This window comes from Burkholderia vietnamiensis LMG 10929 (genome assembly GCF_000959445.1).
GTDB lineage: Bacteria > Pseudomonadota > Gammaproteobacteria > Burkholderiales > Burkholderiaceae > Burkholderia > Burkholderia vietnamiensis.
On sequence record NZ_CP009631.1, the window covers coordinates 2,024,365 to 2,036,176 of the forward strand.

Sequence of the window (11,812 nt, forward strand, 5' to 3'; positions counted from 1 at the left end):
ATGGACGAGTTGACACTCGGTTTGATCGGCGCGGGCGCCGTCGTGGTGGGCGGCGTCGTGGTCTACAACGCATGGCAGGGTGCGAAGGTGCGGCGCAGGATGCCGCGTCCGATGCCGGAAGAGGCGGCCGACGCGATGAACCGCCCCGAGCGCGACGAAGAGCTGCCGTTCATCGAGCCGGTGCGCCAGCCGGTGCGCCGCGAACCGGCAGCGCCTGCGCCCGCCGCGGCCGCGAGCGCCGCGTCGGAAGCCGCACGCGTCGAGCCGACGTTCGGCGGCGTGGCGCCGGCCGATGAGCCGGCCGACCTGCAGGCCGAGAGCGTCGGCGCCGATGTGTCGGCCGAGTCCGACGGCGCGGCCGAGCAGGCCGCCGACGAAGGCACGCCGGTCGCCGCCGCGCACGAAGCGCCGGCCGCCGGCGTAGCGGACGACGAGCACGTCGAGCCGGTGCTGCCGGCCGCGACGACCATCTCGTCGGCTCCGCCCGCGATCGTCGATCGCCGCATCGACTGCATCGTGCCGATCCGGCTCGGCGCACCGCTGCCGGGCGACAAGATCCTGCCGGTCGCGCAGCGGCTGCGGCGCGCGGGCAGCAAGCCCGTGCATATCGAAGGCAAGCCGGAAGGCGGTCAGTGGGAGCTGCTGCAGAACGGCGTTCGCTACGAGGAACTGCGCGCAGCCGCGCAGCTCGCGAACCGCAGCGGCGCGCTCAACGAGCTCGAGTTCTCCGAGTTCGTGACGGGTGTCCAGCAGTTCGCCGACGCGATTGACGGCGCGCCGGAATTCCCCGACATGATGGAAACGGTCGCGATGGCGCGCGAGCTCGACGGATTCGCCGCGCAGTGCGACGCGCAGCTGTCGATCAACGTGATGTCGGACGGCGCGCCGTGGTCGGCGAACTACGTGCAGGCCGTCGCGTCGCAGGACGGGCTCCTGCTGTCGCGCGACGGCACGCGTTTCGTGAAGCTCGACGCGAAGCAGAACCCGGTGTTCATGCTGCAGTTCGGCGACACCAACTTCCTGCGCGACGACCTGACGTACAAGGGCGGCAACATGATCACGCTGGTGCTCGACGTGCCGGTCGCCGAAGAGGACATCCTGCCGTTCCGGCTGATGTGCGACTACGCGAAGTCGCTGTCCGAGCGCATCGGCGCGCGGGTCGTCGACGATTCGCGCCGGCCGCTGCCGGAGTCCGCGCTGGTCGCGATCGACCAGCAGCTGATGAAGCTGTACGCGAAGCTCGAGGAAGCCGGCATTCCGGCCGGCTCGCCGGTCACGCGCCGCCTGTTCAGCCAGTAACGCGTTCGACGCGCAGCGGCCGCGACGCCGCTGCGCGTCGCTGCAGTGCCGCATCGGCGCGGTGCGGCGAGCCGGCGCGGGCGTGCACCGCGTGCCCACGTCGCGGCGTCAAACTGAGATAATCGGAATTCCGATTTTTCAGAACGCACCTGCCGCCAGCATGGCCCGAACCCAAGCCGAACCGCCAGCCAGCCAGCCCGACGCGCGCGCCGCGTGGCTGCGCGATCAACTCGAGCGGGCGAACTACGCCTACTACGTGCTCGATCAGCCGGACCTGCCCGACGCCGAATACGATCGACTGTTCGGCGAGCTGCAGCAACTCGAAGCCGATCATCCCGAACTCGTGACGCCCGATTCGCCGACGCAGCGCGTCGGCGGCGCAGTGGCGAGCGGGTTCACGCCGGTCGTTCACGACGCGCCGATGCTGTCGCTGAACAACGGCTTCAGCGACGACGACATCGTCGCGTTCGACAAGCGCGTCGCCGATGCGCTCGACAAGCCGACCGATCTCGCCGGCTCGGTGACGGACCCCGTCGAATACGCGTGCGAGCTGAAGTTCGACGGGCTCGCCATTTCGCTGCGCTACGAGCGCGGCGTGTTCGTGCAGGCGTCGACGCGCGGCGACGGCACGACCGGCGAGGACGTGACCGAGAACGTGCGCACGATCCGCTCGATTCCGCTGAAGCTGAAGGGCGCCCACGTGCCCGCGCTGCTCGACGTGCGCGGCGAAGTGCTGATGTTCAAACGCGATTTCGCGCGCCTGAACGAACGCCAGCGGGCGGCCGAGCAGCGCGAATTCGCGAACCCGCGCAACGCGGCGGCCGGCAGCCTGCGCCAGCTCGATCCGAAGATCACCGCGCAGCGTCCGCTGTCGTTCTTCTCGTACGGGATCGGCGTGCTCGACGGGATGCCGATGCCCGATACCCACAGCGCGCTGCTCGACTGGTACGAAGCGCTCGGCCTGCCGGTGAACCGCGAACGCGCCGTCGTGCGCGGCGCGCAGGGGTTGCTCGAATTCTTCCGCAAGGTCGGCGAGCGGCGCGAATCGCTGCCGTACGACATCGACGGCGTCGTCTACAAGGTGAACCGGCGCGATGAGCAGGACCGCCTCGGCTTCGTATCGCGCGCGCCGCGCTTCGCGCTCGCGCACAAATTCCCCGCGCAGGAAGCGCTGACGAAGCTCGTCGCGATCGACGTGCAGGTCGGCCGCACCGGCGCGATCACGCCGGTCGCGCGGCTCGAGCCGGTGTTCGTCGGCGGCGCGACGGTGACCAACGCGACGCTGCACAACGAGGACGAAGTGCGCCGGAAAGACATCCGGATCGGCGACACCGTGATCGTGCGGCGCGCAGGCGACGTGATTCCGGAGGTCGTCGGCGCGCTGCTCGAGCGCCGGCCGGTCGACGCGGCCGAATTCGTGATGCCGACCGAGTGCCCGGTGTGCGGCTCGAAGATCGAGCGCCTGCCGGACGAGGCGATCGCGCGCTGCACGGGCGGCCTGTTCTGCCCGGCGCAGCGCAAGCAGGCGCTGTGGCACTTCGCGCAGCGCCGCGCGCTCGACATCGACGGGCTCGGCGAGAAGATCATCGATCAGCTGGTCGAGCTGAACCTCGTGCGCACGCCGGCCGACCTGTTCAATCTCGGTTTCGCGACGCTCGCGGAGCTCGACCGCTTCGCTGAAAAGTCCGCGCAGAATCTGCTCGATTCGCTCGAGAAGGCGAAGCACACGACGCTCGCGCGCTTCATTTACGGGCTCGGCATTCGCCACGTCGGCGAATCGACCGCGAAGGATCTCGCGAAGCATTTCGGCTCGCTCGATCCGATCATGGACGCGTCGATCGAGGAACTGCTCGAAGTCAACGACGTCGGGCCGATCGTCGCCGAGTCGATCCACCAGTTCTTCGCGGAGGAGCACAACCGTACGGTGATCGACCAGTTGCGCGCGCCCGGCAAGGTCACGTGGCCGGAAGGGCCGCCCGCGCCGAAGGCGCCGCAAGGCGTGCTCGCCGGCAAGACGGTCGTGCTGACCGGCACCTTGCCGACGCTCACGCGCGACGCGGCGAAGGAGATGCTCGAAGCGGCCGGCGCGAAGGTGGCCGGCTCGGTATCGAAGAAGACGGATTACGTGGTCGCGGGCGCCGAAGCCGGCAGCAAGCTCGCGAAGGCCGAGGAACTCGGTATCCCGGTGCTCGACGAAGACGGACTGCACCAACTCCTGGAGGGCAATACGCAATGATTCGCGAGATCCTGAAGATGGGCGACCCGCGCCTGCTCGAAATCGCCGAGCCGGTCGGACAGTTCGATACGCCGGAGCTGCACGAGATCGTCGCGGACATGTTCGAGACGATGCATCACGCGAACGGAGCGGGGCTCGCCGCGCCGCAGATCGGCATCGGGCTGCAGATCATCATCTTCGGCTTCGGCAACAACAACCGCTATCCGGACGCGCCGCCGGTGCCCGAGACGGTGCTGATCAATCCGAAGGTCGAATACATGCCGCCGGACATGGAGGAGGGCTGGGAGGGCTGCCTGTCGGTGCCCGGCATGCGCGGCGTGGTGAGCCGTTATGCGAAGGTCCGCTACGTCGGCTACGACCAGTTCGGCGCGAAGATCGACCGCGTCGCCGAAGGCTTCCATGCGCGCGTCGTGCAGCACGAATACGATCATCTGATCGGCAAGCTTTATCCGATGCGGATCACCGATTTCACGCGCTTCGGGTTCACCGACGTGCTGTTCCCGGGGCTCGATCCGAGCGACGACGACTGACGATCGCGCGGCGATGTCCCGCTGTAAACGAACAAAGCCCGCGTGCAGCGGGCTTTGTTCTTCGTGCACGAGGCAAGTGCGTGCGGGCCGTCAGAACGACTCGTCGGGCGACAGATAGCGCCACTGGCCTTGCGGCAGCGCGCCGAGCATCACGCGGCCCATCCGCACGCGCTTCAGGCCGATCACTTCGAGGCCGACCATCTCGCACATGCGGCGGATCTGACGCTTCTTGCCTTCGCGCAGCACGAAGCGCAACTGCTCGCCGTTCTGCCAGCTGACCATCGCCGGCTTCAGCGGGACGCCGTCGAGCTCGAGGCCGTGGCGCAGCTTCGCGAGCGATTCGGCGGGGAAGTGCTGGTCGATGTCGATCAGGTGTTCGCCGTAACGCACGCGCACCAGATACTCCTTGTCGATGTCCGACTGTTCGCCGATCAGCTGCTTCGCGATCCGGCCGTTCTGCGTCAGCACGAGCAGCCCGGTCGAATCGATGTCGAGCCGTCCCGCCGGCGCGAGCGCGTGCAGGTGCTGCGGCGAGAAGCGAATCTGCGAACGGTCGCCGCTCCACTGGTTCGCGCGCGTGATCAGCACCGATGCGGGCTCGTAGCCGTCTTCCGCCTGGCCCGACACATATCCGACCGGCTTGTGCAGCAGGATCGTCACTTGCGCGGCCTGCGCGGCGCTTGCGCGCTCGTCGATCTCGATCTTCTGATCCGGGCGCACCTTGGTGCCGAGCGTGTCGATGCGTTCGCCGTCGACGAGGACCCAACCCTGTTCGATCCATTCGTCGGCTTCGCGACGCGAGCACAGGCCGAGTTCCGACATGCGCTTCGACAGCCGCATCAGGCCCGTTTCGTCACCGTGATCGATGTCGGCGGCGCGGTGCTTGACCGGCTGGGTGGTTTTCAGCGCGGGGCTGCTCGCGCGGCGCTCGGTGCTGCTGCGCTCGGTGGGGCGTGCCGGGCGCGCGGGGCGGTCGCCGAAGCTGCGCTTTGCGCCCGCGCCGGCTGCCTTGTCGCGGTAAGGCGCGCGTGCGCCGCCTTCGGCGCCTGCGCGGCGCGGGCGTGCATCGTCATTGCGTGCGGGACGCGCCGGGCGGTCACCGAAGCTGCGCTTCGCGCCTTCACCGGCCGCCTTGTCGCGATACGGCGCGCGTGCGCCGCCTTCGCCACCTGCGCGGCGCGGGCGATCGTCATCGCGTGCGGGACGTGCCGGGCGGTCGCCGAAGCTGCGCTTCGCGCCTTCACCGGCCGCCTTGTCGCGATATGGCGCGCGTGCGCCGCCTTCGCTACCTGCGCGGCGCGGGCGATCGTCATCGCGTGCGGGACGCGCCGGACGGTCGCCGAAGCTGCGCTTCGCGCCTTCACCGGCTGCCTTGTCGCGATACGGCGCGCGTGCGCCGCCTTCGCCACCTGTGCGGCGCGGGCGATCGTCATCGCGAGCGGGACGTGCGGGGCGGTCGCCGAAGCTGCGCTTCGCGCCTTCGCCGGCTGCCTTGTCGCGATACGGCGCGCGTGCGCCGCCTTCGCCACCTGTGCGGCGCGGGCGATCGTCATCGCGAGCGGGACGTGCGGGGCGGTCGCCGAAGCTGCGCTTCGCACCTTCGCCGGCTGCCTTGTCGCGATACGGCGCGCGTGCGCCGCCTTCGCCACCTGCGCGGCGCGGGCGATCGTCGTCGCGCGTGGGACGTGCCGGGCGGTCGCCGGTCGCGCGACGCTCGCCGAAGCTGCGCTTCGCGCTTTCGCCGGCATCCTTGTCGCGATACGGCGCACGCGCACCGCCTTCGGCGCCTGCACGGCGCGGCCGCGCCTCCGGCTTGCCGTCGGCGCTGCGGTACGGCCGCGCGTCGCCGCGCGCTGCGCCGGCGTCACGCGGCGCGCGATCCGCGCCCGGCCGTTGCGCGTCGCGCGACTCGGCGGCACGCTTGCCGGCGCCGGCCGCGGCGGGCTTCTGCGCACGCGGCGGCTTGTCGCCGGGGGCCGGCGCGGCGGGGCGCACGGCCTTGCGGGCGACGAGGCTGCCGGAGCGGACGGGTGCGCGGGTCGGCGACGCCGGCCGCGGATTCTTGACGGTCAATTTGGTGCGCATAAACGCTGGGATTCATTCAGACTGCGATCGCGCGCAGCAATTCGGTTTCGAGCTGGATCTGCAGGCGGTTGTCGGACAGGCCGGCACCATCGAGCAGGAAGATGTCCTCGACGCGTTCGCCGAGCGTATTGATCCGCGCCGCATGGACGCCGACCCGATGCTCGGCCAGCACGCGCGCGATCGAATAGAGAAGGCCCGGCCGGTCGTTCGCGGACACGGACAGGATGTAGTACTGGCCGCGCTCGTCGGCCCGCAGGTCGACGCGCGGCGTGATCGGAAAAGTGCGGGACAGTCGCGACAGGCGGCCCTTCGACGGCTCCGGCAGCGGCGCGGTTTCGGCGAGCCGCGTCGCGAGCTGCTGTTCGACGAGATTCGCGATGTCGCGGTAGCGCACGTCGCGCTCGGTCTGCGTGACGATGAAGTTGTCGAGCGCGTAGCCGTGCCGCGTCGTGCTGACGCGGGCATCGAGCACCGACAGCCCGTTGCGGTCGAAGTACGCGCAGATGCCCGCGAACAGGTCTGGGCGGTCCTTCACGTACACGAGCACCTGCAGCGCGTCGCCGATCGGCGACGGCCGCGCCCGCACGATCGCGGTCTCGGCGTTCACGTGGCGGTACAGCACGCGCGTCTGCCACGCGATGTCGGCCGCGTCGTGACGCAGGAAGAAGCCGACGTCGAGCTGATCCCACAGCGCGCGATGCGCGTCGTCGGGCACGGTCTCGAGGCGCAGCAACGCGAGCGCCTGCTCCTGGCGCGACTTCAGTTCCGAATGCGCGTCGGGCTTCGCGCCGCCGAGCACCGCGAGCGTGATGCGGTACAGATCCTCGAGCAGCTTGCCCTTCCAGGTGTTCCACACCTTCGGGCTGGTGCCGCGGATATCGGCAACGGTCAGCAGATAGAGCGCGGTCAGGTAGCGTTCGTTGCCGACGATCGCGGCGAAGCGCTTGATCACTTCCGGGTCGCTCGTGTCCTGCTTCTGCGCGACCTGGCTCATCGTCAGGTGATGCTGGACCAGCCATACGATCAGCGCCGCATCGTCGCCGCCGATGCCGTGTTCGCGGCAGAAGCGTCGCGCGTCGGCCATGCCGAGCGTCGAGTGATCGCCGCCGCGGCCCTTCGCGATGTCGTGGAACAGCGCCGCGACGTAGAGCACCCACGGGCGCTCGAAATTGCCGATCAGCTGGCTGCAGAACGGATATTCGTGCGCATGCTCGGCCACCGCGAAGCGGCGGATGTTGCGCAACACCATGAGGATGTGCTGGTCGACCGTGTACACGTGATATAGGTCGTGCTGCATCTGGCCGACGATGCGGCGAAAATTCAGCAGATAGCGGCCGAGCACGCTGGTCTGGTTCATCAGCCGGAACGCATGCGTGATGCCTTCGGGCTGCTGCAGGATCTGCATGAACGTGTGGCGGTTCTGCGCATCGCGCCGCCACGTGTCGTTCATGATTTCGCGCGAGTTGTACAGCGCGCGCAGCGTGCGGGCCGACAGACCCTTCACGCCGCGCGTCGTCTCGTACAGCAGGAACGCTTCGAGGATCGCGTCGGGATGGCGCTCGAACACGCCGTCGTCGACGATCTCGAGCATGCCTTGCTTCTCGACGAAACGATCGTGCGACAGCACGCGCGTGATGCCGCTCGTCGCGGGGAACAGCTGCGCCTCGATGTTCTGGATCAGGATCGTCGCGAGCTGCGTGACGGCCTTCGCCGCCCAGTAGTAGCGGCGCATCAGCTGCTCGCTCGCGCGCTTGGCCTGCGTCGGCCGATAGCCGAAGCTCTCGGCGGCCTGCGTCTGCAGGTCGAACACGAGCACGTCCTGACGGCGGCCGGCGATCACGTGCAGCCGCGCGCGCAGCGCCTTCAGGAACCCTTCGTTGCGGCGCAGCTCGCGCGCCTCGCGCTCGGTGATGAGGCCGCGCGTGTCGAGCTCGCGCCAGCTGCTGCCGAAGCCGGCCGCGCGCGCGATCCAGAGGATGGTCTGCAGGTCGCGCAGCCCGCCGGGGCTTTCCTTCACGTTCGGTTCGAGGCTGTACGGCGTGTCCTGGAACTTCGCGTGGCGCTGACGCATCTCGAGCACCTTCGCGGTGAAGAAGGCGCGCGCATCGAGCGCCTCTTCGTGATAGCGAACGGTGAAGCGCTCGAACAACGCGGTGCTGCCGAAGATGCGGCGCGCCTCGAGCAGCGAGGTCTGCACGGTGACGTCCTGCGACGCCTCTTCGATACATTGCGCGACCGTCCGTACGCTGCTGCCGATCTCGAGGCCGAGATCCCACGCCATCCCGATGAAGCGCTCGATGCGCGCATCGAGCGCCGGATCGTGCGCATCGGGCAGCAGGACGAGGATGTCGACGTCGGAGTGGGGCGCGAGTTCGCCGCGCCCGTAGCCGCCGACGGCGACCAGCGCGAGCGTCGCGGGCAGCCCGCAGTCGTCCCATACGCGTTTCAGTGCGCTGTCGGTGAGTTTCGACAGCGCGTGCATCAGCGACGTGACGTTGGTCGCGCTGCGAAAGCGCTCGAGCAGGTCGGCCTTGGCGGCCTTGAATTCGGCGCGCCGCGACAGCGCTTCGGGCGAGGGGGCGGCGTGAGCGCTCATGGGCGGCCGTTCAGATGAGAAAGCTGGGTGGGGCGGGCGGCGCGGCGGCGCTCAGACCGCGGCGGCCGGTTGCGCGAACACGGGGCGCGCCGGCGTGCCGGCCGACACGGTCAGCACTTCGTAGCCGGTGTCGGTCACGAGCACCGTGTGCTCCCATTGCGCGGACAGGCTGCGATCGCGCGTCTTGACCGTCCACTGGTCGGGCATCGTGCGGATGTCGCGCTTGCCGGCGTTGATCATCGGCTCGATCGTGAAGATCATCCCGGCCTTCAGCTCGATGCCGGTGCCCGGCCGGCCGTAGTGGACGACCTGCGGATCTTCGTGGAACACCGTGCCGATGCCGTGGCCGCAGTATTCGCGCACGACGCTGTAGCCCTGCGCTTCCGCATGTTTCTGGATCGCGTGGCCGATGTCGCCGAGGTGCGCGCCGGGCTTGACCTGGTCGATGCCGAGCCACATGCACTCGTAGGTCGTCTGCACCAGGCGCTTCGCGAGGATCGAGCCCTCGCCGACGATGAACATCCGGCTGGTGTCGCCGAAGTAGCCGTTCTTGATCACGGTGATGTCGATGTTCAGCGCGTCGCCGTTCTTCAGCACCTTCTCGCCCGGAATGCCGTGGCAGATCACGTCGTTGACCGAAATGCAGGTGGCCTTCGGGTACGGCGGATAGCCGGGCGGCTGATAGTTGAGCGGCGCGGGAACCGTGCCCTGCTCGTTCAGCATGAATTCGTGACAGAGCCGATCGAGCTCGGCGGTCGTGACGCCCGCGACGACGTGCGGCGTGATGAAGTCGAGCACTTCGCTCGCGAGACGGCAGGCGACACGCATCTGCGCGATGTCGTGTTCGTTTTTGAGCGTAATAGCCATCGAGGTATGCCTGGAATGCGGTGAATTGACGGATTATCGCACCTTATGGCTGCGGTCGCAGCCCCTGCCGATCGGGCGCGTGCGGGTTTTCGCCGATTGTTCGGCCGGCAGCCGCACGGCAAGCGAAAGTGGTGCGCGACTTGAGAGGCGACAAATCGGCATGCTATACTCTTTGGCTAAGTCGACATCCAAATGTTGCCCGCTTTTTGGGGTGGCATCGAGATGAAGGAACTTGCGGCACGCGCATTCGCACGTGCCGAATCGCAAGCCGGCGCAACCAGGGTGCCGGCCGCGCGGAATGGCGGTCCTTCGGGGCGCTCGCGCGGCGGTACGGCAGCCGGCTTAAGACCCAACCCTCGTGGAGAATTTACATGGCAGTCACGATGCGCCAAATGCTGGAAGCAGGTGTCCACTTCGGTCACCAGACGCGCTTCTGGAACCCGAAGATGGCTCCGTTCATTTTCGGTCACCGCAACAAGATTCACATCATCAACCTCGAAAAGACGCTGCCGATGTTCACGGACGCACAGAAGTACGTGCGCCAGCTGGCAGCGAACCGCGGCACGATCCTGTTCGTCGGCACGAAGCGCCAGTCGCGTGACACGATCGCCCAGGAAGCGCAACGTGCGGGCATGCCGTACGTCAACGCGCGCTGGCTCGGCGGCATGATGACCAACTTCAAGACGCTGAAGGTGTCGATCAAGCGCCTGAAGGACATGGAAGCGGCCGTCGAAGCGGGTGAAACCGAAAAGATGAGCAAGAAGGAAGCGCTGCTGTTCGAACGCGAAATCGCCAAGCTGCAAAAGTCGATCGGCGGCGTGAAGGACATGGGCGGCATTCCGGACGCGATCTTCGTGATCGACGTTGGCTACCACAAGATTGCCGTCACCGAAGCGAACAAGCTGGGCGTGCCGGTCATCGCCGTGGTCGACACGAACCACTCGCCGGAAGGTGTGGACTACGTGATCCCGGGTAACGACGACTCGAGCAAGGCCGTTGCGCTGTACGCGCAAGGCGTGGCCGACGCGATCCTCGAAGGCCGTGCGAACGCGGTCAACGAAGTGGTCCAGGCCGTGCGCGGCGACGACGAATACGTCGAGGAAAACGCGTAACTGGCCCCGAGCCGGCGCAAAAAGGGGGCTCTCAACAGGCCCCCTTTTTTTAAGCTTGTGCGCCGGACCTGATCGCGCCGAAACGGCGCGGGTCCGGAAACGAAATTCGGCCGTTCGCGTCCAAGCGGGCGGTGTGGTGAATACAGACTCAAGGAGCGAATGATGGCGGCAATTACCGCAAGCATGGTGGCAGAACTGCGCGCAAAGACCGATGCACCGATGATGGAGTGCAAGAAGGCGCTGACGGAAGCCGACGGCGATCTGGCCAAGGCCGAAGAGCTGCTGCGCGTCAAGCTCGGCAACAAGGCGAGCAAGGCCGCATCGCGCGTGACGGCCGAAGGCGTCGTCGCATCGTTCGTCGGCGGCAATGCCGGCGCGCTGGTCGAGCTGAACTGCGAAACCGACTTCGTCGCGAAGAACGACGACTTCCTCGCATTCTCGAAGACGGTTGCAGAACTCGTCGCGACGCAAAACCCGGCCGACGTGGCTGCGCTGTCGGCGCTGCCGCTCGACGGCTCGACGGTCGACGCAGTCCGTCTGGCGCTGATCGGCAAGATCGGCGAAAACGTCTCGATCCGCCGTTTCGTCCGCTTCGAAACCGCGAACAAGATCGCCACGTACCTGCACGGCGCGCGCATCGGCGTGATCGTCGAGTACACGGGTGCTGAAGAGCAGGTCGGCAAGGACGTCGCGATGCACATCGCGGCAATGAAGCCGGTCGCCCTGTCGGCAGCCGACGTCCCGGCTGAACTGATCGACACGGAACGCCGCGTGGCCGAGCAGAAGGCTGCCGAATCGGGCAAGCCGGCCGAAATCGTCGCGAAGATGGTCGACGGCAGCGTCCAGAAGTACCTGAAGGAAGTGTCGCTGCTGAACCAGACGTTCGTGAAGAACGACAAGCAGACGATCGAGCAGATGCTGAAGGCGGCGGATGCGGCAGTGCAGAAGTTCGCGCTGTTCGTCGTCGGCGAAGGCATCGAGAAGCGTCAGGACGACTTCGCCGCCGAAGTGGCCGCGCAAGTCGCAGCAGCAAAGCAGCAGTAAGCAGTCAGGCAGTATCCGCGGCGGGCGTCCGCTCCGCCGCGGC

Annotated in this window: 8 protein-coding genes; 5 read left to right on the forward strand and 3 right to left on the reverse strand. The window is 67.8% G+C overall.

All coding sequences use genetic code 11. The annotated features are described in order from the left end of the window. The 3 genes from AK36_RS19240 (at position 1) to def (ending at position 4,065) form a co-directional block, all read left to right on the forward strand. A complete protein-coding gene (locus AK36_RS19240) occupies positions 1-1,299 on the forward strand; it encodes a cell division protein ZipA C-terminal FtsZ-binding domain-containing protein (RefSeq protein ID WP_045578980.1) in 1,299 nt (432 codons plus the stop codon). A 160-nt stretch (positions 1,300-1,459) separates the two neighbouring features. Then, positions 1,460-3,535: an NAD-dependent DNA ligase LigA gene (gene ligA / locus AK36_RS19245; RefSeq protein WP_011885150.1), complete on the forward strand. Its 2,076-nt coding sequence runs from the start codon at positions 1,460-1,462 to the stop codon at positions 3,533-3,535. Next, positions 3,532-4,065, forward strand: a complete 534-nt coding sequence (gene def, locus AK36_RS19250) for a peptide deformylase (RefSeq protein ID WP_011885149.1) — start codon at positions 3,532-3,534, stop codon at positions 4,063-4,065. Before ligA ends, def begins: the two co-directional genes overlap by 4 nt. Before the next feature lie 90 nt (positions 4,066-4,155). Here def and AK36_RS31415 read toward each other — a convergent pair whose 3' ends face one another. Genes AK36_RS31415 through map form a run of 3 tightly spaced genes read right to left on the reverse strand, consistent with a single transcriptional unit; the run spans position 4,156 to position 9,613 of the window. After that, a complete protein-coding gene (locus AK36_RS31415; RefSeq protein ID WP_080938687.1) occupies positions 4,156-6,150 on the reverse strand; it encodes a pseudouridine synthase in 1,995 nt (664 codons plus the stop codon). 16 nt (positions 6,151-6,166) lie between these two features. Then, the gene (locus tag AK36_RS19260) at positions 6,167-8,746 is read right to left on the reverse strand and encodes a [protein-PII] uridylyltransferase (RefSeq protein WP_011885147.1); all 2,580 of its coding nucleotides are present in this window, start codon (positions 8,744-8,746) and stop codon (positions 6,167-6,169) included. Positions 8,747-8,797: 51 nt separating this feature from the next. Further along, the gene (map, locus tag AK36_RS19265) at positions 8,798-9,613 is read right to left on the reverse strand and encodes a type I methionyl aminopeptidase (RefSeq protein ID WP_011885146.1); all 816 of its coding nucleotides are present in this window, start codon (positions 9,611-9,613) and stop codon (positions 8,798-8,800) included. Positions 9,614-9,984: 371 nt separating this feature from the next. Here map and rpsB point away from each other — a divergent pair, with 371 nt between their 5' ends. Beyond that, on the forward strand, positions 9,985-10,725 hold the full coding sequence (gene rpsB / locus AK36_RS19270; RefSeq protein ID WP_011885144.1) for a 30S ribosomal protein S2: 741 nt from the start codon (positions 9,985-9,987) through the stop codon (positions 10,723-10,725). 162 nt (positions 10,726-10,887) lie between these two features. Beyond that, positions 10,888-11,769, forward strand: a complete 882-nt coding sequence (gene tsf / locus AK36_RS19275; protein WP_011885143.1) for a translation elongation factor Ts — start codon at positions 10,888-10,890, stop codon at positions 11,767-11,769. Positions 11,770-11,812: the final 43 nt, after the last annotated feature.

What these genes read in the sequence shown, in the direction of transcription:
- AK36_RS31415 (WP_080938687.1), bottom strand. Translation starts at nt 6,150, where the DNA reads ATGCGCACCAAATTGACCGTCAAGAATCCGCGGCCGGCGTCGCCGACC.
- tsf (WP_011885143.1), top strand. Translation starts at nt 10,888, where the DNA reads ATGGCGGCAATTACCGCAAGCATGGTGGCAGAACTGCGCGCAAAGACC.
- ligA (WP_011885150.1), top strand. Translation starts at nt 1,460, where the DNA reads ATGGCCCGAACCCAAGCCGAACCGCCAGCCAGCCAGCCCGACGCGCGC.
- def (WP_011885149.1), top strand. Translation starts at nt 3,532, where the DNA reads ATGATTCGCGAGATCCTGAAGATGGGCGACCCGCGCCTGCTCGAAATC.
- rpsB (WP_011885144.1), top strand. Translation starts at nt 9,985, where the DNA reads ATGGCAGTCACGATGCGCCAAATGCTGGAAGCAGGTGTCCACTTCGGT.
- map (WP_011885146.1), bottom strand. Translation starts at nt 9,613, where the DNA reads ATGGCTATTACGCTCAAAAACGAACACGACATCGCGCAGATGCGTGTC.
- AK36_RS19260 (WP_011885147.1), bottom strand. Translation starts at nt 8,746, where the DNA reads ATGAGCGCTCACGCCGCCCCCTCGCCCGAAGCGCTGTCGCGGCGCGCC.
- AK36_RS19240 (WP_045578980.1), top strand. Translation starts at nt 1, where the DNA reads ATGGACGAGTTGACACTCGGTTTGATCGGCGCGGGCGCCGTCGTGGTG.